Here is a 22,505-nt window from a genome sequence, read left to right on the forward strand (position 1 = left end):
ATTATCTAAACCTTAGCTCATATTGACAATCGGTGCCTGAGCAATCGCTTCTCTATCTTCAAATACCAACGGACTGAGTGGCCGAAAGCCAAAAGTCGTACTAACGAGGTTATTCGGGAATACTTCGCGATCGTTATTATAAAACATCACGCTGTCATTATAATGCTGACGCGCGAATCCGATGCGATTTTCCGTATTGGTTAATTCGTCCATGAGCTCCTTAATCATACTATCGGCTTTTAGCTCTGGGTAGGCTTCGACGACAGCGGAGAATTGACTCAACGCTTTAGACAACATACCTTCTGCTTTTGCAAATAGTGCCATATGCTCTAGCGAGTCTGGCTGATGTTTATTAGAGTCTTGTAGATCTTGTGCGTGATTACGTGCGCTAATAACGCGAGTGAGTGTTTCTTCTTCATGACTCAAATAACGCTTGGCAGTTTCGACCAAGTTTGGAATCAGATCATGACGACGCTTTAATTGCACATCTATTTGAGCAAAGCCATTCTTTGCTTGGTTACGTGCGCGTACCAATCTATTAAAAATGGATACCCCAAACACAACTACCAACACCACAAATGCAATGAATAGCCAAACAAACATCTTCATAATCAAACTCCAAGGTGTCTAGAATGTTAATAAAAAGTTAATACATTGTATTTTAACTCATATTAATCAATAAAACCTTAGAACTAGATAAGAACTACAAAGGAAATCGAACAGGAAGTTAAATTGAAAACTACATAAGCAAATAGATAACCATCAGACAAAATTTTGACCAAAAAAAAGCCCTTTACAATGAAGGGCTTAATACATCACAAATATGTCTTTTATACTTTATAAATATAATTATCAAATTTTAGGCAAAAAAAAGCGACTCCAAAAGCACATCCTCGGCACACACTATAACTATTACCGTTGCTACCTTCCGGTCCTGGCGGGATTCATAGAACAATGTTGCGAGGCTACCAATGGAGCCACCAGTCGCAAATTATACAAGAAATTTTTAATTTTACAACCCCTATCTTAAAACTGTTTGCTTTAGACCCTAAATAGCACTGTCATTTAGTTCATTAGCTCATGTTCGCAATGTATGAGCACAAATTATATCAGTAACTTAGGTCACAAAATTCTCACAGCAACTTATATGAATTTTGCTATTTTAGTGAATGAAGTTGCACCCATGTCGATGTTTAAAAAACAATAGGGACAACTTTTCGTGTATAAATGAGCGTTGATAATTGTCATTTATATATTATTAGAATCAACTTAGGAGATAATAATGAAAAATACTTTATTGAATAAAGCAGCACTAGTTTCTGGTACGGTTTGTCTTATGACAGCGATGATGGGTAGCGCCCATGCAGAACCCACTGGCTATGATCAACTGACGTTTCAGACAGAAATAAAAGAAGAAATTCAGAACGACGAAGTACGCGCCAGCTTGTACAAGAAAGCACAGGCCACTGACTCTAAGACCCTAGCCACAATGCTTAACACCTCAATCAACAATGCCATGAAAATCGCTAAGCGCTACCCTAGCGTGACCGTGAGCACAGGGCAACAGCGTACCTATCCACGCTACGACAAAAACGATAAAATCATTGGCTGGACAGGTCAAGCAAACATAGACTTAAAAAGTACAGACTTTTCAGCGACCAGCCAACTCATTGCTGATTTACAAGAAACCTTAGTGATGGATAATCTTAATTTTGGTGTATCAGATACCAAAAAGGATGCTTTAGAGCAAAAGCTAATGACCGAAGCCTCTCGCGCTTTTCAGCAGCAAGCTAAGAGCCTTACCCGCGCTTGGGATGCTCGTGGCTACCGCGTCATCAATGTTAACCTAAACACAGGTAGCAACTATCCACGTCCAATGTATAGCGCTATGAGCATGAAAGCAGATTCGCTTGAATCTTCTGTACCAAGCCAGAGCTTTGAGTCTGGCAATAGCACTATTTCGGTGACTGCTAACGGTACAATCGAGTTAACTAAATAAGATAGCTTATAGTTAAAATAAGTGATTTATATTAAAAAAGGCAAGCATCGTTAACGGTGCTTGCCTTTTTATTCTGCTAGCGATGTCTATTCATTATATTCAATCATTATTGAGACCATTATTGTGAATTAGCAACTTCCTGTTGACGCAGTTTTAGCATCAATTTTTGATACCAAGCTAGCTTTTGATAAGCCAACAGCTGCTCTGCCTTTCTTTTGTTGTCTTGCAATGTGGTCGTATTTTGAATTACGTATACGGTACGTGTGATTTGCTCAAGTGTTTGGCCAGTTTCGCTTTGTATAACAGCCTTGATTGTATGAGCACCTGGCAAAACATCAACAGTAGCAATAGACGCGCTCAAACCTTGTGCAACCTCTTTATCATCAAAATAAATACGGGCATTATCACCTGCCTGTAACGCAGGCTTAATCTGCACATTGACATCGATATTCTGTACGGGACGACGATAGGCTCTCTCTTCGCTAGGTTCAGTAATGGCTAACTGATAGTTTACTGGCGTGGTAACCTTAGTATTTATCGCAGGCGACTCAGTAGCAGTCACTGTCTGCGACGCATTTGATGATTGGCGACTTGTATTAGGATTGGTTGTCGTATTCAGACTAGTTGATCTGCTCGTCTCATTACCCGTCGTAATAGCCATTTGACTGACTTTTTTGTTAGCTTGCTGCTCATAATCCTGTGGACGGTCGGTAAAAGTAACTTGACCGGTTTGCTCATCGACCACCTTATAAATGGGTGCAGCATTCGTGAGAGATGTACAAAGACTAGCGAGAGCAACCGTAGTCCATAACCCAACTCTAATCCTACTCTTCAAGAAACTCGGTTTTGCTAATAAAGTCATAATCCATCAACCTAGATAGTGTCTACTATTAATATAATTTTATAAAACTATTATGCGTGAGTTTTGACATGAAATCAGTAGCGATTTCAAAGAAAATTCAGCAATGGGACTGATACACTTTATTGATACGCATAAAAAAACCAGCTAAGAATAACTTAGCTGGTTTTTTTGACTCAAAATAACTGAGTGCTTTAGCGACTAATTAGCAGCTGTAGTACATGTCAAATTCGACAGGGTGTACAGTTACGTTCAGACGTTGTACTTCTTCTTCTTTCAAAGCGATAAACGCTTCTAGCATATCTTCAGTGAATACATCGCCTTTTAATAAGAAGTCATGATCGTCACGCAATGCTTGCAATGCAACATCTAAGCTCTCTGCAACCGTTGGGATTTGTGCTTCTTCTTCTGGTGGCAAGTCATACAAGTTCTTGTCAGCAGCTTCACCTGGATGCATTTTGTTTTGGATACCGTCAAGGCCAGCCATCAACAATGCAGCAAACGCTAGGTATGGGTTAGCCGTTGGATCAGGGAAACGTGCTTCTACACGTACCGCTTTTGGGCTACTTACGTGTGGAATACGGATAGATGCTGAACGGTTAGAAGCCGAATAAGCAAGCTTGATAGGCGCTTCATAATGAGGAACTAGGCGCTTATAGCTGTTCGTTGATGGGTTGGTAATCGCATTCAACGCACGAGCATGCTTGATAATACCGCCAATGAAGTACAATGCTGTTTCAGACAGACCCGCATACTCATCACCAGAGAATGTGTTTACGCCGTCTTTTGAGATTGACATATGTACGTGCATACCTGAACCGTTATCACCAACGATTGGCTTAGGCATAAAGGTCGCTGTTTTGCCAAACTGATGCGCAACGTTATGAACAACATATTTCAATTGCTGAACTTCATCCGCTTTACGTACCATCGTGTTGAATGCAACACCGATTTCAGACTGGCAAGACGCTACTTCATGGTGATGAACTTCAACTGAACCTTCACCAACGATTTCTTCGATACGTTCACACATAACAGCACGCATATCATGTGAGCTATCGATTGGTGGTACTGGGAAATAACCGCCTTTCACACGTGGGCGATGCGCCATGTTGCCCCACTCGTAAGTCTCGTTAGTCGACCATGCTGCTTCTTCAGCCGTGATTTTATGACTAACGCCAGACATATCGACTGACCACTTCACATCATCAAATACAAAGAATTCAGGCTCAGGACCGAAGTAAGCAGTATCACCGATACCAGTAGACTTTAAATACTCTTCAGCGCGACGTGCGATAGAACGTGGGTCACGGTCATAACCTTGTAGCGTTGATGGCTCGATGATATCGCAAGTCACTACCACAGTCACCGCGTCAAAGAACGGGTCAACAAAAGCAGTTTCTGGATCAGGACGCAAGATCATATCTGACGCTTCGATACCTTTCCAACCAGCGATTGATGAGCCATCAAACATTTTGCCATCTTCCATGACATCTTCATCAACGGTATGCGCTGGGAAGCTGATGTGCTGCTCTTTGCCGCGTGTATCAGTAAAGCGAAAATCAACCCATTTAGCATTAGAGGATTGGATAAGATCTAATAGTTTATTCGACATGAATAGTCTCCGTTGTGTTGATCACGTAATTGCGATTTAAAATTATTAATATGATGTTCTTGTCCAAGAATGTCAGATGTGCTCTCAATACTAAAATAGCGCATTCGATATTATGCTTATTATCAGCACTATTTTGCGTATTAGTCAAGATGCTCATCTAAAGCGTTTACTCAATCAGACCAATATTTGTGCACATGGTCTAACATACGCCAATTCAATCCTAACGACATTCTAGCAATATACAACTCATAATGCTGAACTCTTCGGGCTCTTGTTAATAATTATTTTTAGACCAGTTTTTTGGCTTTAAAAATAATCATAACAGCAATAATGCAAAGGCTATGCCAATGTATTGCCACTCCAACTCTAGATATAGTTATAGATATATTTAATTATCAATATTTACAGTGATTTATACGATTAATATCGTTATATATTAATTAATTCTCATCTAGTTCAGTTTCAGAATAGCACTTAATTAGAGCACCAGTTGAGAACCAAAAGCACTAAATTGGTGCAAATACAAATATATTTATTATTGAAATGCTATTTTATAGTGCAATGTTAATAGCTGAATTTATAACATTGGTTCCGACTACGTTATTTTATTCGTCGACAAAATAATAAAAAATATGTTTTTACTTGGTGCTTACTTAGATAGCCTATACCCTACATTTGATAGAGAACAAAATAGTGGTAAGATAACCGCGCGCAATAACGCCCTCTGTTATAGTCATAGCTGCTTGTCTTTGACAATCAAGTGACTCGATAACAGTGAGAACCAATTTTATGTTAAAAATATAATAAAACTGATAAGTTGAAGCCTTAATGATTTTGATGATCGATAATTACGATAGCTTTACGTACAATATCGTACAGTACTTCGGTGAGCTAAAGCAGGACATCACTGTCTGGCGTAATGATCAGGTCAGCATTGAGCAGATTAAAACCCTTGCACCTGATGTCATTGTGATTGGCCCAGGTCCATGCGATCCTAACCGTGCGGGTATTTCGCTGCAAGCCATTGAGACATTTAAAGGAATTATTCCTATACTGGGTATTTGCTTGGGTCATCAAGCTATCGGTCAAGCCTTTGGCGGTCAAGTGGTCAAAGCTGGCGAAGTCATGCATGGCCGCTTATCAGCTATCTATCACAACGAGCAAGGTGTGTTTGCTGGATTACCTAACCCATCACGGGTTACGCGTTATCATTCGCTCGTCATTGATAAGACAAGCCTACCAGACTGCCTTGAACTCACCGCATGGACACAAAATGCTGATGGTAGTATTGAGGAAATCATGGGTATTCGCCATAAGGCGTTTGCTGTAGAAGGTGTTCAGTTTCATCCTGAGTCGATATTGAGCGAAGCAGGTTACCAATTGCTCAATAACTTTTTACAGACTCATGGCTTGGCTACTCTGACATCCGATGAGCTACCACAAGTTGGCTAGATTTGACTAAAAGCACCTTGGTAAAAATACCGCTTTCCTAAGCCTATGCCAAATTTTACACAGATTCATATAAAAAATAATAGTAAGTGAGACTACAATGAGTACGACAAAAATAGAAGAAACGCACACGCCAGAGAGTATTGCAGAATTGTCTGATGAGCAAACACATCAATTGTTAACCATAGCTTTGGGTAGAATATTTCAACACATCGATTTAACTTTTGATGAGATGTATCAAGTGATGCTGATTATCATGCAAGGTAGATGTAGCGACGCCATGATGGGCGCTATCTTGACAGGACTACGCATGAAGGGCGAATCCATTGACGAGATTACTGCGTCTGCCAGCGCCATGCGTGCACTAGCTGCCAATATTGAACCAAAGAACTGTGATTACTTAGTAGATATCGTTGGTACTGGCGGTGATGGTGCTAACTTGTTCAATGTCTCGACTGCATCGGCGTTGGTTGTTGCGGCGGCTGGCGCACAAGTTGCTAAGCACGGCAATCGTGGCGTCTCAACCAAATCTGGTAGCTCAGACTTACTTGAGCAAGCAGGTATCAGTCTTGCGCTCACTCCAGAGCAAGCAAAAGACTGTATCGAGAATCAAGGCATTGGGTTTTTATTTGCACCCAATCATCACAGCGCCATGCGTTACGCCAACCCTGTACGCCGTGAGCTAAAGGCACGTACCATCTTTAATATTTTAGGCCCATTGACCAACCCTGCTGGCACGCCAAACTTAGTCATTGGTGTATTTACTGCGCAGCTATGTGAGCCGATTGCCAAAGTGATGAAAAACTTAGGCGCACGTCATGTCATGGTAGTAGGCGCGAAAGATGGTCTTGATGAAATCAGTCTTGCGACTTCGACCACAGTCGCTGAGCTAAAAGATGGCGAGATATCAGTCTATGACATGATGCCAGAAGATGCGGGTATCGAGTCACAAACTCTTATTGGCCTCGATGTCGACTCTCCAGCACAAAGTCTTGAGTTGATTCGTGCTGCGCTATCTGGAGCCGACACTCATGACCGTGCCGTACTTAAAGCACGTGATATGATTGCGCTAAATGCAGGTGCCGCGATATACACCGCAGGACTTGCCAGCAACTACCCTAACGGTGTTAGCCGAGCACAAAAAATTATTCAAAATGGCGATGCTTTACTAAAACTTGAGTCTTTGGCCAACTATACCCAACAGTTAGTCGCTCAAGGTTAACTTATAAGCACTAATCTACTGTCTATAGTCAAAAAAATCTAAAACGGATACAAGGCAGCCGACCGCAGATTGTACAAATCGCACATCTAGGAAGGGAAATGCCGTAGCCATTTAGTAGTTATTAATAGCTCTCTGACTATATTTACATTTAACGATATTCGGATACCAGTATGACCACAACCCATTCAGACATACCATCAGTGCTACAGCGTATTGTCGCCACCAAAGTAGAAGAAGTAAAAGCCGCTCGCGAAGCATTGTCTCTAGAGGACTTGAAAGCACAGGTCGCAGCTGATGATAAACCGCGTCGAGGTTTTGCTGCGGCATTACGTGCTGCTGGCACTAAAGAAAATGGTATCGGGATCATTGCTGAGATTAAAAAAGCCTCACCGTCTAAAGGCATTATCAATCATAACTTTACCCCTGCTCTATTTGCGCAGCAGTATGAGCAAGCGGGCGCTAGTTGTCTGTCTGTATTGACCGATCGTGATTACTTTCAGGGTGATGACAGCTATCTTATTCAGACGGCTAATACTTCAAGCTTACCGATATTACGTAAAGACTTTATGATTGATGTCTATCAAATCTATCAATCTTACCTAATGGGCGCTGACTGCATCCTACTCATTATGGCTTGCCTAGATGATGCGCAAGTACAAGAGCTACATGCACTCAGTATTGAGCTTGGTATGGACATATTGATAGAAGTACATACCCAGTCTGAGCTTGAGCGTGCGCTACAATTGCCACGCTCAGCGCACAATATTTATGGTATCAATAACCGTGATTTGAATACCTTTGATGTTGACCTACAAACCACGCTTGATCTTAAGAATATTTTAAACGACGCACTCGCTGCTGATGCTAATAGCGCTGAGCAAAAACCACTAATCGTGACCGAGAGTGGTATTCATAGCAGTGATGATATTCGTCTTATGCTAAATAATGATATTCAGCACTTTTTGATCGGTGAGCAATTTATGAAAACTGATCATCCAGGGCAAGCGTTACAATCCTTACTTGCGGGCGTCGCAGCAGACGGGTAAAGTAACTCAATAATTTATGCTTAAATAAATGCTCAATAGCTTGAATAATGTCTATGCTATATACATTGTTCAATCAACCATTCATCAATCAACGATACATTAACTTTTATGTCAAACTCTCTGTTTTCAAAAGAAATGCAAGACCAGCTCAAAGAACTCAAAGGCCAACTGAGCAAAGGCCGTGATACCAATTCACCTGAAGGTGAGAACCAAAAGCCAACTGAGCCGGTATCGCTACCGACTCAAAAGCAAGTAAAAAAGACGGTTAAGCAGCTAGATAGTGAACATATCGATGACGATAAAGTTCTGTTTATGCAAGCCATGCACGGTGTCAATCAGCTAGAAGACAAAAATGTCCGCTCACCTGCCAGCGCAACTAAAGCAGGTAAGCCTGATGCAGCGACACTATCAAAACGTGCTGCAGCTCAAGGTAGTGAAGCCAGTGATCTAGGCGCAGGCTTGTCAGATATGCAAGCACTACTGAACCCTGTCGCTGCTGAAGCTTATTTGTCTTATAAGCAGCCCACACTGCAAAATAAAATCTTTGATCAACTCAAAAAAGGCAAGCTGCGTTGGTATGATGCGGTAGATATCCATGGCTGTACAATAGAAGAAGCACGCGAAGCGATGACTCAACTATTGAGCCAAGCCAAGCAGAAAAACGAAACCATGGTAAAAATCGTCCATGGTAAGGGTAGCGAAGCGATTCTAAAAACCTGTATCAATGGTTGGTTGCGTCAATTGCCAGAAGTATTAGCTTTTTGCTCTGCGCCACCAAAAGATGGTGGTAACGGTGCGGTACTAGTACTACTCAAAAAACCTAAAGCAGATGGTGAATAGGTCTACTGTTAGTGATACGGTACTACATCAAAAGGACTGCTTATTTGCAGTCCTTTTTTTATCAATCACTTATGGTCTAGAGGTAGACTGCAACGATGTTTCCTTCAATGAACGCTCTCTTTAATGTACATTCCATTTAATGTGAGCTTCTCACCTTTTATTAATATATAGACTTGAGCACCTTCTAATTAGCAAAGCGAAATCACTATGAACATACAGACTATTGAAAACATTAACGAACTAGAACAGCAAATTGCTGCACTGATTACCATTGAACCAAGGTTCGCCCCTGTCCATAAGCAGGTCGGCACACCTAATCTTAGGCACAACGCAGGTGGGTTTGAGCAGTTGATGAGAGCGATGGTCGGTCAGCAGTTATCAGTTGCCGCCGCTGCCAGCATTTGGAAACGGTTGGTTGATGCAGAATTAATCACCCCGCAAGCTATACGCGAGGCGACAGATGATACTTTGAAGACACAAGGATTGTCTAAGCAAAAAACTCGTTATGTGCGTTCATTAGTAGATCATGATATAGACTTTGCAGCCTTAGAAACTTTGCCAAATGAAGAAGTCATAACAACCTTGACAGCCGTGACAGGGATTGGACGTTGGACAGCTGAGATGTATTTATTATTTTCGCTAAAACGTGCAGACATACTTGCAGTCGATGATTTGGCCATTAAAGTTGCAGCCATGGAGTTGTTAGGCTTAGCAGAGCGCCCAACACCCAAGCAGCTAAAAGACTTAACTCAGCATTGGTCACCTTATCGTAGCGCTGCCAGTCTACTGCTTTGGTCGTACTACGGTTTATTACGTGATAAAACCGCAGTACCTTTATAACTAATTGAGCAAAAAACATAGCCAGTGTTATTCACTACCATTCGTGAGCAAAAAGTCTCCTTTAAGGCTGATTCCATATAGAAAAGCCAGATTTATTTTTAGTGTGCTTAAACTTACTTTTTCTTAGCATATGACTTTTATGCTTTAGTGCCTTAAGCGCACCACTTCTGCTGACGGTCGCCATAGAGAATTTGTGGTGACTTGCAACATCATTTTTAGCCTTGTCGCTATCTTTACGAATATTAACGCCATCGTCGTTGTAATCTTTCCTGTATACGCTTGTGTTTACTTCCTTGTTATCAGACACTTCATTATTAGCAGAGTTACTACTGTTATCTGATTCATTTCCTTCTGCTGATTCATCAGTGCTACTTCCCACATGATGTTCAAGCTCCGTTTGATTAACAATCAACTGCTGAGTCGGCAATGCATGTTCTACTTTATATTTCGCGACTTTCTTTAATATATCGACAAACAAAGCGTTTTGTTTGTCATAGAACTCAATGATACCAATAGCATTCACATAAGCTTGCAACTGAATAACATAGCAATCTTGGCGCAGCTCCAAAATATTGACCTGATTCCATTCTTGATTGGTCAAATCATGCTCTTTTATAAATTCATCCAAGTCATTAACCATTTTGAATATTACGTCAAGATCAGCGGTACGCTTAATATATAAGTAGTGGAAAAAACGAAACATATCGCGAGAGGTAAAGTTTTCGATCTGCATCGATGAAAAGTCACCATTTGGTACCGTAACAATTGTCCGCGACAAGGTCCGTACACGCGATGAGCGAATACCAATGTCGATAACTGTGCCTTCGTAAGTACCAAACTTACAATAGTCACCGATACGCACAGGTGAATCTGCGACGACGACGACACTACCAACTAAGTTTTCAATCGTCTTTTGCGCACCAAGGGCCAACGCCAAACCACCCACACCCAGTGCGGCAATACCAGTGGTCAAATCAAAACCCAAATTGCCAAAAATGACAATCACTGCAAATATCAGTAATAGCGCTTTGACAACCTTGCGCAGCAGTCCCAATATAGAGACTCGCTCAGTATAGTTTTTCTTGTAGCTTAGATTTACCGCTCGGGTGAATATCGCATCAATCACTCGCAATAGTAGCCAAGTCAGCGCTAACCAAGAAGCGATATCCGTAAAGCGATTGACCGGCTCACGCAGTGTCACCGATACGCCTGCATAAACCATAACCTCGGATAGTATCAATGCCATAATGACCACAGAGAGTGGCAATATTACCTTGTTAGGTAATGGCAATGGCGTACCACGCAAATACGGATAAACAATCCTCAATAAGTGGTACATTAACCATACCGCGACATAAGTAAGTACAAAGCTAGTCACAATCATAGTGAGCGCGGCGACCAAATCAGCTAGTTGATAGCCGAAAAGCTTTTTGCCATCTAAAGAGTCAACCGTATAGCGCGAGACCAAGGTCGGCTCAGTATTTTCTATCACTTCTGGTACTGAGGTCAGCGTATCGCTAGAGAATTGCCAATATTGCTCATTCTGTTTTGAGACCACTCTTTCTAGCAATAGCGGAACACTTCGCTCCCCAATATTAATCACACCGACATTTTCTTGGCTAGGTGGCAGTTGGTCAGTTAGATTACCCTCAGGTGAGTTACTAATCTGTAGATCCGGCTGAAAACGCCCTCCTGCATCCAGTGCCTGTTTAAACTGTCGCACAACGGTCGTTGGGTTATCGGACTTAGATAAGTTGAGATAATTACTTGCCAGCAGATAATCATTTTCACCCAGCGCACTGATAAACCCTTGTACCGTATGACGCGGCGTATCTCGGCCAAACGAATCAGGCAATGGCGTACTTACTGTCTCTCCGCTACTGTCATTACCCACTCCAAGCGCACCAGCCTCCACAGCATAAGCATTATTTGGCAAGGTAATACTTAACAGCATAGTCAGTAATAGCATCGCGACTATAAATGGTATTTTAGTAATAGCAGAGAATGAATTAGGCGAAGGACTGGGAGTCAGATTATGCTTGATAGACAAAACAAACCTCTTAGTTTAAAAATGGCATGATAAATGACAGGTGGCGTCCATACTATAGTAACAATTATTTATAACAGCAGTGCTTTTGATTACGCAATTTTGTAGCTAACTGTATTGGTATTTGGTTTCTTACTCTATGTGCATTTCTAATAATAAGTATTTATTAAGACAGCTTTCTCTTATAAAACTAAAAAGCTGCTCATAGAATGTTTAGGTAAATTAATTTTTAATAAATTATTTAGCAAACTAACATGAATACCATTCAGCCTATCCTGAATAAAAATTAGGTTAAAGTAGTTTATAAAGCAGAATAATTTGTAGATAATGAGTGCAGTTTTGCTTATATACTGTTTTTTTGTAACTTTTGGCCCCTTTTACGTCATAATAGTTACCTCTCATTTCTGCATTTTTAACTTGATTACTTTGGAATCGACTATGTCTGTATCACGTGCATCTTCACGTACCTATCTTCGTTTAAGTATTTTGAGCGCGCTTGGCTTACTTGCAGTAAATACCGCAATGGCAGCCACTTCTGAAAACACTTCCATCAACGATAGTAACTTACCACAAGTTGAGCTTGATAAAATTGTCGTAACAGCAACCCGTACGCCGACTAAGACCAGTAATATTATCGCTCAGACACGGGTAATCGATAAAGAAGAATTGCAACGTTATCAAGGTCAAACCGTAACAGATGTATTAAAGAATCAACCAGGCATCAACATTACTCAAAGTGGTGGCATGGGAAGTGTTAGTAACTTTTATATGCGTGGTTACGACAGCAAACAAGTTCTTGTAATCATTGATGGTATCCGCTACAGCTCTATTTCTACAGGCGCGCCTGCGCTAAATCTACTATCTGCCGATCAAATCGACCGTATAGAAATTCTATATGGCGCATCAGGTTCTAGTATCTATGGTTCTGATGCAATGGGCGGTGTCATTCAAATATTTACTAAAGGCAATAACGTAGAACAATCTAACGTTTCAACGACCGTTGGTTATGGTAGCAATAACCATTACCAAGTAGGCTTAACAGGTCAGCTTAAAAATGAGACTTCTTCATTGAGTTTGGGTGTCAGCCGCAACGAAACAGACGGTTTTAACGCGCTTGCTAACCCTAGTTCTTATGATTACAATGCTGATGATGATGGCTTTAAATCTACCAATGCCAGTCTGGCATTACAACATAAGATTTCAGACTCTGTAAGTGCTGGACTCAGTGCATTATATTCTGACTCTACGACGGATATTGACTCTGCAGGTAACGCTTTCCCAAATGCTTATTCAGATCAAAAAAATGGTAGCGCCAATGTTTTTATTCAGCATCAAACACCATTAGCTGTCACTAAATTTAGCTATGGCCAAAGCATCGATAAATCCACTACTCATGATGCTAACTCTATTGATTATCAAGATGGCAGTCAATTTGATACTATTCAACAGCAGGCACGTTCAGAAACAAGTATTAATGCCCAACCTGGTACCGTGATTATTGGCGCAGAATGGTTATCACAGAAATTAGAAGCATCTGATGTTTTGGATTTTTCAGGTTATCCTGCCCCTGCCGCTCAAACTGCTTACGATCCTGAAGATAGAACTGTCAAAAGTGGTTTTGTAGGCTATCAATTATCAGAAGATAGTTATGACCTACAAGCCAATTATCGCGTCGATGACAATTCACAATATGGCAATGAGGACACATACAACATAGGTGCCGCTATACGTCCATTAGATGGCTTGCGTATCGGTGCAAGCTATGCGACGGGGTTTCGCGCGCCAACCTTCAACGATTTATACTACCCTGGTTACAGCGACCCTGACTTAAAGCCTGAGACTAGTAAAAATACGGAAGTGTTTGTAGAGTACAATAAAGGCAATCAAATCTCCCGTCTAACTGGCTATCATACTGACGTTGATGATTTCATTAGCAATGCCACTAATACGAGTAAGGCACAAATCAAAGGATTAAGTTTGACTTCAGACTGGCGCGTTAGCTCGTTTGTATTTGGCTTAGGATATGACTATTTAGACGCGAAGAACAAAACCAAAAATGATGTCAACTTTGATCAACAACTGCCCTACCGTCCTAAAAATAGTGGTTTAGTTTATATCGGATATCAGCAGCCTACGTTCGATATGCGTCTCGAGGCAAAATATAGTGATGATAGACTTACAACCGAAAATAATGAACTTGATAGCTATACGCTGCTTAGCTTAAGTGGAAGCACCTATATCACATCCAATCTGCGCGCTAACTTACGCGTTGATAATATTACTGATGAAGATTATACCCTTGCCAGCCAATTCGGTAATGAGTACGCTACCGAAGGCACTAGCTATTTTGGCTCTTTAACCTATGATTGGTACTAAACCAGTCATAAATTAATATAGTATCTATTGCAAACAATATAAAAGGTCATCTACAGGTGGCCTTTTTTTATACCTATGAAAAATATACAGGTACTTATGCCATGACTGCCTATCATTTATCTCAGTCAATAGGTGACAATTAACCACTCATCTATTACAATAACGACCTCCGAGAGGTGTTGCGCCATAACAGTGATTTACTGCATTAACATTCTATAGTTATGCAATCACAGGTTATGTTAGGCTCGGTTAACTGTCGAAAGACCATATTTTTGGTCGCTCACAGCGCAAACAACGGCACCTGCGTTTTTATTCTTTTTATCATTCGTTAACCACTGATAGGAGCATATTATGGACGCAGTGTCTACTACACCATCTGCCCATACGATCGATCCCTCTTTCACTGACTACAAAGTCGCTGACATCAGCCTTGCTGATTACGGCCGCCGTGAGATTACCCTTGCTGAAGCCGAAATGCCTGCCCTAATGGGCTTGCGTCGTCGCTACGAAGCAGACCAGCCGCTTAAAGGCGCGAAAATCGCTGGCTGTATCCACATGACTATTCAGACTGCCGTACTTATCGAGACACTAGTCGCGCTAGGTGCTGAAGTACGCTGGACATCATGTAACATCTTCTCAACTCAAGACCATGCTGCTGCTGCAATTGCTGCTGCTGGTATCTCTGTTTATGCTTGGAAAGGCGAAACAGAAGAAGAGTATGAATGGTGCCTACGTCAGCAAGTCCATGTTGGCGGCGAAGCATCAGGCCAACTTTGGGATGCTAACTTGATCTTGGATGATGGCGGTGATTTGACTGCTTTGATTCACAGCGATTATGCAGAGCTTCTTGATAATATCCATGGTATCTCAGAAGAGACCACTACTGGTGTTCATCGCTTGGTTGAGATGCTTGGTAAAGGTACGCTTAAAGTACCAGCCATCAACGTCAACGATGCGGTTACCAAGTCTAAAAATGATAACAAATACGGCTGCCGTCATAGCTTAAACGATGCTATCAAACGCGCTACCGATATGTTCCTTGCTGGTCGCCGCGCTTTGGTTATCGGTTACGGCGATGTAGGTAAAGGTTCTACGCAAAGCTTACGTCAAGAAGGCATGATCGTACGTGTTTCAGAAGTTGACCCTATCTGTGCTATGCAGGCATGTATGGACGGTTTTGAAGTCTTATCACCATACATCGACGGTGACAATACTGGCGGCGCAGCCAGCATCAACAAGCGCTTGCTTGAAGACACTGACATGATCGTCACGACTACTGGTAACTACCATGTTTGTGATAGACATATGCTAGCAGCCCTTAAGCCTGGAGCTGTGGTATGTAACATCGGTCACTTCGATACCGAAATCGACACACAATTTATGCGTGATAACTGGCGCTGGGTTGAGATCAAGCCACAAGTTCATCAAATCTTCCGCTCAGACGATGAGAACGATTATCTAATCTTGCTTGCTGAAGGTCGCCTAGTTAACCTCGGTAACGCAACTGGTCACCCATCACGCGTAATGGACGGCTCATTTGCCAACCAAGTATTGGCTCAAATGTATCTGTTTGAAGAAAAATTCGCTGACTTGCCAGCTGACCAACGTACTGACAACCTATACGTAAAAGTATTACCTAAGAAATTAGACGAAGAAGTGGCCGCTGCGATGGTTGCAGGCTTTAACGGTACGCTAACTAAGCTGACTCAAAAGCAAGCTGAGTATCTGGGTGTGCCAGTTGAAGGTCCATTCAAGCCTGACGCTTATAAATACTAAAAGGAGCCTGACTGTGAGTAAGCCTGCTTTCTCCTTTGAGTTCTTTCCTGCAAAGACCGAGCAAGGTCACGAAAAGCTTCTCAGCACTTACGATGAGCTTAATAAGTTGTCACCAGCTTATTTTTCGGTAACTTATGGTGCGGGCGGTTCAACCCGTAGCCGTACCTTAGATATCGTACAGGCACTAAGTACGCGTGGTACCACTGAAATCGCGCCGCATATGTCTTGTATTGGTGATGACAAAGCTGAAATCGCTGAACTGCTCGAGTATTATAAGACTTTAGGTATTAGACGCTTAGTAGCGCTACGCGGCGACTTGCCATCAGGTCAGGTGGGCATGGGTGAACTACCATTTGCGGTAGATTTGGTAAAGTACATTCGTGAGCATTCAGGTGATCACTTCCATATCGAAGTGGCATCCTACCCTGAAATGCATCCACAAGCGCGTAGCTTTGAGTTTGATATCGATAATCTGGTAAATAAATACCAAGCTGGTGCCAATGCGTCGATTACTCAGTTTTTCTACAACGCTGACAGCTATTTGTACTTGCGTGATAAGTTAGAGAAACGCGGTATTGATACGGTAGCTCAGCCTTTAGTCGCTGGTATCATGCCAATTACCAATTCAAGCAATCTCTTGCGTTTTGCTGATAGCTGTGGCGCTGATATTCCGCGCTATGTACGTAAACAGCTGACGGATTTTGGTGATGATCGTAAGGCTATTCGTGAGTTTGGCTTTGATGTGGTTTATCGCTTGTGTGAACGCTTGATTGCCGAGGGCGTACCTGCCATGCATTTTTATAGCATGAACAAAATTGAGCCAAACAAACGCTTGGTAGAAGCATTGGGATTGACTGCTTAAATTTGTAAGCATTCTAGAATATCCCTTAATCATTCCTGAATATATTATTAATGACTGGCGCTTCTAGGAGCGCCAGTTTTTTATTGTCAAAATTCTGACTAATAACCCTTAACCGTTTTATTCATACACTTTATCTTATTTGATTTTTAAAAATTTCTTCACTGTGTAATAATGCTGCTCTAAAAATAATTTTCTTTATTAAGAAAAATTCTCATAAAACAAATGTCATTAATTGTCTCAAGTGATATTCTATAGATCTAATAATAACTATACTCAATCAAATAATAGGAATAAGACCACGTGCGACGTTTTTTTTATGCCATTAACAACGACAACGCTGATGCCTCACCACTACCTAAATTGGGTGAATTACCGCTAGGTAGCAATGTCGAATTACCAGATAGCGTTGTCCATCACTGGTGCCGTGTACTACGAGCCAATATTGGTGATCAAGGAGTTTTGTTCGATGGATTTGGCGGCGAATATACAGTAGAGCTACAGGCAATCAGTAAAAAAAATGCCACGGCTACTTTGCTTGCTCATATAGACGACGATCGTACGCCACCTACTATCACCCAGATTGGTTTGGTAATGAGCCGCGGTGAGCGTATGGATTATGCTATTCAAAAAGCAACTGAGCTTGGGGTAACTGCTATTCAGTTACTCAGCAGCCACCATGGTGAAGTCACATTGAAACCTGCTCAAGTTGAAAAGAAACTGGCACACTGGCAACAAGTAGCAATAGCCGCTTGTGAACAATGTGGTCTTAATCGTCCACCTCTTATTCTTGCGCCACAATCTATCAATGAATGGCTAAGCAATACCAATTCTGATGCTAAGACTACTGAGGCTATGGCTACTGACGTTACGAAGGCGCGAATGGCTGTCAGTTCTATCGTTTCTGTGCTTAGTCATGATTCTTACTATCAAGTATTAGCAAACGCTGCAGATCTATGTATGCAAATGAGTGTACCAGCAGCAGGACAACCTGCCATACCTGACGCTCTATCTGATATTCTCAAACAACAAACCCCTTATATCAAAATGTTGATCGGGCCTGAGGGTGGTCTGAGTCAAGATGAATGTCAGCAGGCGGAGATTGTTGGATTTGAGCCTTGGCAAATCGGTACAAGAGTCTTGCGTACCGAAACTGCACCAGTAGTAGCATTAGCTACTTTACATGCCTTAAGCACCTAGTAAAAACTGATAAGTATTAGTATGACTATCGTAGTTTTTATCTTTTATGCTTATAGTCAAAAATAACGTCTATTCTGTATCGTACACAGTAAAACGCGATGCTAACTCAATGTTAATAAATTGATAATGCAGTTCTTATTTTTATAAGCCCTTATCTTTTGTGAGCCACTATTATGAGCAATTTTGACACTATTCCAGTATCAATCAAGCAGCAGTTGATGAGTACGCTATGTGAACAGCTTGAAGACGCCATATTTGTATTAGATGATAATTTACGTTATTTAGCGGTCAATGCTAGTTATGAGCTTATGATTGGCTACAAAGAAGAGTTCTTGGTTGGTCGGCCACTTGGTATTTATGCTGCCAAGTTTTTATCAGAAGCAGAGCAGCTGATCTTAAAAGATATCAGCAAAAACCTAGACAGTCATGGATTTTACGAACTTGATTTTTCGATGATCAATCGTTATGGCGAACCTATTGATTGCCATGTCACTTATCGCAAGATTTATGTTGAGCAGACGGCTTACCATGTGGGTATGTTGCGTGACATGTCATCCGTTATCAAAGACCAAAAACAAGTCGCGCATTTACTCAACTATGATCAGCTCACAGGTCTCCCTAATCGCAAGGTATTTTTGAGTCAGACAAGTGACATGCTATTGGATAGTTATCAAGAGGTTGTCCTTGTACGATTAAATATTGATCGTTATCGCAATCTTGCCAGCCTACTAGGGCCTGATGGCGCCAATGATTTAATAAAAAACTTCGTAGAAGGAGTCGAAAAGCTCAAGCTGCATAATTTACGCTCTTTTTCTCACTTTGGTGGTGATGATTTTGCGCTATTGTTTGAAGTTAAAGATGCCAATATGGTACGTCATCAACTAGACACACTTATGCAAATGTGTGAGCGCCCCTTCTCTACTGATAAGAGCCATGCAACAGATACAAATATCTATTACCATATTTCTGTAGGTGTCAGCTGTTTTCCAAAAGATGATAACGAAGTAACGGGTTTATTGATCAAAGCAGAAAAAGCATTGGACTATGTCAAGCAGCATGGTGGCGATGATATTCGCTGGTACGACGAGGCAATTGAAAGCGCCACCGCTGGTAGCTTAGAGCTAGAGTCTGAGCTTAGGACTGCTACCCTTGAAGGTCAATTCGTTCCTTATTATCAGCCAAAGTTCTCATTGGAGACTGGGGCTATCACAGGTTTTGAAGCATTGGTACGTTGGCAACACCCTACTCGCGGATTACTCAAGCCCGTTCATTTTATCAATGCCATTATCGCGCACAAGCTCTCCTTTGATTTATTTTCGCAACTGGCTATTAAAATCGTCAAACAACTAGCCGTTTGGCAACAGCAAGGGTTTCATCAACACGTCTGTATCAACGCTGATGCCGCGGAATTTAGCCACCCTGACTTCTTTGATATGGTGAGCACACTACTGACAGAGAATGGTGTCGATGCCCATCAGTTGCATATCGAAGTGACCGAGTCGTCTTTGATTCAGCGTCATGATAATGTAAAAAAACAGCTTAACTCGCTTAGAGAGCTTGGCGTGCGTCTAGCGCTCGATGATTTTGGTACTGGTTATGCATCATTGAGCTACTTACAAGAATACCCATTTGATTTTATCAAGATCGATAAGAGCTTTATCTCCAATATTGAAACCGATCGTACCCAGCACGCGATTGTAAAAGCCATTTTAGACTTAGCAGTCGCTTTAGACATGCAAGTCGTTGCTGAAGGTATCGAAACTGAGCAGCAGCGTGATGTGTTGTTAGATATGGGTTGCAAAATTGGTCAGGGCTATTGGTTTAGTAAACCCGTGGCTGCTGATGTCGCCACTGAGATGCTGATTAAACAAAATACTTCTGAGTAAACGCTAAGCTACTAACAAACATAAACTACCATGTTCAGACTCCTAGCATACGAGCATGTTTAATGTTTATCACGTTTATATCTGTGAAATAACTTACATGCCCGATTCTACCAAATAGTGTTGTAATTTATACCGATGCGTTTGTCTTTATGACGAACGCTATTTTTTTGGCTGTCGTTTTTTCACGTTAATACTGGTCGTATAAAGGACTATCTGACTTAGTAACGTTAGAGTTTTCATATGCTTAATACTGCTGTTTCCGAGCGCCTAACGTCGATTGCATAACCGATGCAAGATAGGTTCATGACTTATCAGTCCTGTCACCAAACTTGTATAATCACCTATGAAAGCCTATCTTTTATAGTGAATTTGTTAGAGCATATTTAATCTCTCATTGACTCTGACAATCACCACTCTTTTCAACACTATTTTATGTAATCGATAGCATGGTTGACCTGCTTTACTGTTTATCCTTTATTTAGATTTTCAGATTGGCTAGGTAAGAATAACGCACTAGAGGATAGTGCGACTATATGCTCATTATTGGCTATGATCGGTTACATTCCAAAAAGGACAGGAAGTTATGCAATACAAAGCGCCCTTACGTGATATCCAATTCGTTATGCATGAACTACTCGATAGTGAAAGCCACTACAAAACTTTGCCTGCGTTCCAAGAAGCTGACCGCGAGCTAATGGACAGCCTGTTTGAAATGGCTGCAAGCTTTGCTGAAAACGAACTGTCACCATTAAACCAAAGCGGTGATGCTGAAGGCTGTAAGTTTGACAATGGTAAGGTCACCACGCCAAAAGGCTTCAAAGAAGCTTATGATGCGTATTGTGAGCTTGGCTTCCCTGCTTTATCAGCTGAAGAAGATTTTGGCGGTCAAAACATGCCGTTCTCATTGTCTACTGTCATCAATGAAATGGTTGGTACGGCTAACTGGTCATTCTCTATGTACCCTGGCCTATCACATGGTGCTATTCAAACCATCGAGCATCATGGTACTGACGAGCAAAAGCAAACCTATTTAGAAAAAATGGTTACTGGCGAATGGTCAGGCACCATGTGTCTTACTGAAGCACATGCGGGTTCTGACTTGGGTATTATCCGTACCAAAGCTGAGCCTAAAGAAGATGGTAGCTATAGCATCACGGGGCAAAAGATTTTTATCTCTGCTGGTGAGCATGACCTAACCGGTAACATCATCCACATTGTATTGGCTCGTCTACCAGGCGCGCCTGCTGGTACCAAAGGTATCTCACTATTTATCGTTCCTAAAATGACGGTTAACGCAGATGGTAGCGTTGGCGAAAGCAACAATGTCGTTTGTGGCTCTATCGAACACAAAATGGGTATCAAAGCCTCTGCAACTTGTGTCATGAACTTCGATGGTGCAACGGGTTACTTGATTGGACCTGAAAACCGCGGCCTACAGTGCATGTTCACCTTCATGAACGTGGCACGTATCGGTACTGCTGTGCAAGGTTTGACTGCAGCAGAGTATGCGTTCCAAGGTTCACTGACTTATGCAAAAGACCGCTTAGCGATGCGCTCGTTATCAGGTACGAAAGCACCAGAAAAAGCAGCTGATCCTATCATTGTACATCCAGCGGTTCGTAACATGCTATTGACTGAAAAAGCCTTTGCTGAAGGTGGTCGTGCGCTAGTGTATTATCTCTCACATTTTGCAGATACCGTTGCAAAAGGCGAAGGCGAAGCGTTGAAGTTTGCTGATCAAATGTTGTCACTACTGACGCCAATTGCTAAAGCGTTCTTGACTGAAACAGGTCTAGAAGCTGCTAACCATGGCATTCAGGTTTATGGTGGTCATGGTTTCGTTAGCGAATGGGGTATGGAGCAGAACGTACGTGATACGCGCATTTCTTGCTTATACGAAGGTACCACAGAGATTCAAGCACTTGACTTATTAGGTCGTAAAGTCCTAGGTTCACAAGGTAAGCTACTTGCGAACTTTGTAAACGTTATCCAAGAATTCTGTGAAGAAAACAAAGAAAATGACGAGATGGGTCAGTTTATCCGCCCACTTGCCAAGCATCTTAAAGAATGGGGCGATTTGACTGCACGCATCGGTATGCAAGCAACTGAAACTCCAGATGCTGTCGGCGGCGCTGCGGTAGACTATATGTATTTCAGCGGTTATGTGACCCTAGCTTACTTATGGGCGCGCATGGCACTGGTTGCTCAAACTGCTATCGCAAACGGTACTGGCGAAAAAGCATTCTATGATGCTAAAGTTAAAACGGCTCAGTTCTACTTTGCTAAGCTATTGCCACGTACTACTACGCACGTACAGCGTATCAGCACTGGTGTAGAGCCATACATGAGCATGGACGTTGATCAGTTTGCCTTTTAATTAAAGCGCTAAATTTCGCAATCGTATAATCTGAGCGGCAATATACTTCGGTATGTTGCCGCTTTATTTTGCGCGTGCTTATGACAACTATCAACATAGTTTTAACAGTAGCAA

General features: G+C 41.8%; 16 protein-coding genes and 1 other RNA gene. 12 read left to right on the plus strand and 5 right to left on the minus strand.

Translation table 11 applies throughout. From position 1 onward, the window contains the following. Positions 1-12: 12 nt before the first annotated feature. Both ACHEVO_RS00670 and ffs read right to left on the minus strand, forming a co-directional pair. Positions 13-609, minus strand: a complete 597-nt coding sequence (locus ACHEVO_RS00670) for a LemA family protein (RefSeq protein ID WP_394123525.1) — start codon at positions 607-609, stop codon at positions 13-15. A 268-nt stretch (positions 610-877) separates the two neighbouring features. Then, an RNA gene (gene ffs / locus ACHEVO_RS00675) (signal recognition particle sRNA small type) lies at positions 878-974 on the minus strand. A 308-nt stretch (positions 975-1,282) separates the two neighbouring features. Here ffs and ACHEVO_RS00680 point away from each other — a divergent pair. Further along, a complete protein-coding gene (locus ACHEVO_RS00680; RefSeq protein ID WP_394123526.1) occupies positions 1,283-1,999 on the plus strand; it encodes an SIMPL domain-containing protein in 717 nt (238 codons plus the stop codon). 118 nt (positions 2,000-2,117) lie between these two features. Here ACHEVO_RS00680 and ACHEVO_RS00685 read toward each other — a convergent pair whose 3' ends face one another. After that, positions 2,118-2,861 carry a DUF4124 domain-containing protein gene (locus ACHEVO_RS00685; protein ID WP_394123527.1) on the minus strand — a complete coding sequence of 248 codons (744 nt, stop codon included), beginning with the start codon at positions 2,859-2,861 and terminating at the stop codon, positions 2,118-2,120. A gap of 202 nt (positions 2,862-3,063) precedes the next feature. Further along, a complete protein-coding gene (gene glnA / locus ACHEVO_RS00690; RefSeq protein ID WP_057760355.1) occupies positions 3,064-4,473 on the minus strand; it encodes a type I glutamate--ammonia ligase in 1,410 nt (469 codons plus the stop codon). 828 nt (positions 4,474-5,301) lie between these two features. Between glnA and ACHEVO_RS00695 the strand changes: the two genes are divergently transcribed. The 5 genes from ACHEVO_RS00695 to ACHEVO_RS00715 all read left to right on the plus strand — a co-directional run bounded on the left by ACHEVO_RS00695 (position 5,302) and on the right by ACHEVO_RS00715 (position 9,870). Then, complete coding sequence (locus ACHEVO_RS00695; RefSeq protein WP_394123528.1) at positions 5,302-5,925, plus strand: anthranilate synthase component II; 624 nt, start codon at positions 5,302-5,304, stop codon at positions 5,923-5,925. 97 nt (positions 5,926-6,022) lie between these two features. Then, a complete protein-coding gene (gene trpD, locus ACHEVO_RS00700) occupies positions 6,023-7,144 on the plus strand; it encodes an anthranilate phosphoribosyltransferase (protein WP_394123529.1) in 1,122 nt (373 codons plus the stop codon). 170 nt (positions 7,145-7,314) lie between these two features. After that, positions 7,315-8,190: an indole-3-glycerol phosphate synthase TrpC gene (gene trpC, locus ACHEVO_RS00705; protein WP_394123530.1), complete on the plus strand. Its 876-nt coding sequence runs from the start codon at positions 7,315-7,317 to the stop codon at positions 8,188-8,190. 108 nt (positions 8,191-8,298) lie between these two features. Beyond that, entirely contained in the window at positions 8,299-9,030 is a 732-nt protein-coding gene (locus ACHEVO_RS00710; protein ID WP_179798976.1) for a Smr/MutS family protein, read from the plus strand. A gap of 207 nt (positions 9,031-9,237) precedes the next feature. Further along, positions 9,238-9,870: a DNA-3-methyladenine glycosylase family protein gene (locus ACHEVO_RS00715; RefSeq protein WP_341609250.1), complete on the plus strand. Its 633-nt coding sequence runs from the start codon at positions 9,238-9,240 to the stop codon at positions 9,868-9,870. 61 nt (positions 9,871-9,931) lie between these two features. Here ACHEVO_RS00715 and ACHEVO_RS00720 read toward each other — a convergent pair whose 3' ends face one another. Then, on the minus strand, positions 9,932-11,839 hold the full coding sequence (locus ACHEVO_RS00720) for a mechanosensitive ion channel family protein (RefSeq protein ID WP_394123904.1): 1,908 nt from the start codon (positions 11,837-11,839) through the stop codon (positions 9,932-9,934). 516 nt (positions 11,840-12,355) lie between these two features. On the opposite strand from ACHEVO_RS00720, the gene ACHEVO_RS00725 reads away from it, so the two are divergent. The 6 genes from ACHEVO_RS00725 (at position 12,356) to ACHEVO_RS00750 (ending at position 22,391) form a co-directional block, all read left to right on the plus strand. Further along, a complete protein-coding gene (locus ACHEVO_RS00725) occupies positions 12,356-14,293 on the plus strand; it encodes a TonB-dependent receptor plug domain-containing protein (RefSeq protein WP_394123531.1) in 1,938 nt (645 codons plus the stop codon). Between the two features lie 351 nt (positions 14,294-14,644). Continuing rightward, positions 14,645-16,069: an adenosylhomocysteinase gene (gene ahcY, locus ACHEVO_RS00730; protein WP_191113667.1), complete on the plus strand. Its 1,425-nt coding sequence runs from the start codon at positions 14,645-14,647 to the stop codon at positions 16,067-16,069. 13 nt (positions 16,070-16,082) lie between these two features. Then, positions 16,083-16,931: a methylenetetrahydrofolate reductase [NAD(P)H] gene (metF, locus tag ACHEVO_RS00735; RefSeq protein ID WP_394123532.1), complete on the plus strand. Its 849-nt coding sequence runs from the start codon at positions 16,083-16,085 to the stop codon at positions 16,929-16,931. Between the two features lie 300 nt (positions 16,932-17,231). Continuing rightward, positions 17,232-18,128 (plus strand): 16S rRNA (uracil(1498)-N(3))-methyltransferase, encoded by an 897-nt coding sequence (locus ACHEVO_RS00740; protein ID WP_394123533.1) that lies wholly within the window; start codon positions 17,232-17,234, stop codon positions 18,126-18,128. Between the two features lie 173 nt (positions 18,129-18,301). After that, a complete protein-coding gene (locus ACHEVO_RS00745; RefSeq protein WP_394123534.1) occupies positions 18,302-20,014 on the plus strand; it encodes a putative bifunctional diguanylate cyclase/phosphodiesterase in 1,713 nt (570 codons plus the stop codon). 583 nt (positions 20,015-20,597) lie between these two features. Then, positions 20,598-22,391: an acyl-CoA dehydrogenase C-terminal domain-containing protein gene (locus tag ACHEVO_RS00750; protein ID WP_341609244.1), complete on the plus strand. Its 1,794-nt coding sequence runs from the start codon at positions 20,598-20,600 to the stop codon at positions 22,389-22,391. The last annotated feature ends 114 nt before the right edge of the window (positions 22,392-22,505 follow it).

It is taken from the genome of Psychrobacter nivimaris (assembly GCF_043419765.1).
Lineage (GTDB): Bacteria > Pseudomonadota > Gammaproteobacteria > Pseudomonadales > Moraxellaceae > Psychrobacter.

What these genes read in the sequence shown, in the direction of transcription:
- ACHEVO_RS00670 (WP_394123525.1), bottom strand. Translation starts at nt 609, where the DNA reads ATGAAGATGTTTGTTTGGCTATTCATTGCATTTGTGGTGTTGGTAGTT.
- ACHEVO_RS00680 (WP_394123526.1), top strand. Translation starts at nt 1,283, where the DNA reads ATGAAAAATACTTTATTGAATAAAGCAGCACTAGTTTCTGGTACGGTT.
- ACHEVO_RS00685 (WP_394123527.1), bottom strand. Translation starts at nt 2,861, where the DNA reads ATGACTTTATTAGCAAAACCGAGTTTCTTGAAGAGTAGGATTAGAGTT.
- glnA (WP_057760355.1), bottom strand. Translation starts at nt 4,473, where the DNA reads ATGTCGAATAAACTATTAGATCTTATCCAATCCTCTAATGCTAAATGG.
- ACHEVO_RS00695 (WP_394123528.1), top strand. Translation starts at nt 5,302, where the DNA reads ATGATTTTGATGATCGATAATTACGATAGCTTTACGTACAATATCGTA.
- trpD (WP_394123529.1), top strand. Translation starts at nt 6,023, where the DNA reads ATGAGTACGACAAAAATAGAAGAAACGCACACGCCAGAGAGTATTGCA.
- trpC (WP_394123530.1), top strand. Translation starts at nt 7,315, where the DNA reads ATGACCACAACCCATTCAGACATACCATCAGTGCTACAGCGTATTGTC.
- ACHEVO_RS00710 (WP_179798976.1), top strand. Translation starts at nt 8,299, where the DNA reads ATGTCAAACTCTCTGTTTTCAAAAGAAATGCAAGACCAGCTCAAAGAA.
- ACHEVO_RS00715 (WP_341609250.1), top strand. Translation starts at nt 9,238, where the DNA reads ATGAACATACAGACTATTGAAAACATTAACGAACTAGAACAGCAAATT.
- ACHEVO_RS00720 (WP_394123904.1), bottom strand. Translation starts at nt 11,839, where the DNA reads ATGCTATTACTGACTATGCTGTTAAGTATTACCTTGCCAAATAATGCT.
- ACHEVO_RS00725 (WP_394123531.1), top strand. Translation starts at nt 12,356, where the DNA reads ATGTCTGTATCACGTGCATCTTCACGTACCTATCTTCGTTTAAGTATT.
- ahcY (WP_191113667.1), top strand. Translation starts at nt 14,645, where the DNA reads ATGGACGCAGTGTCTACTACACCATCTGCCCATACGATCGATCCCTCT.
- ACHEVO_RS00745 (WP_394123534.1), top strand. Translation starts at nt 18,302, where the DNA reads ATGAGCAATTTTGACACTATTCCAGTATCAATCAAGCAGCAGTTGATG.
- ACHEVO_RS00750 (WP_341609244.1), top strand. Translation starts at nt 20,598, where the DNA reads ATGCAATACAAAGCGCCCTTACGTGATATCCAATTCGTTATGCATGAA.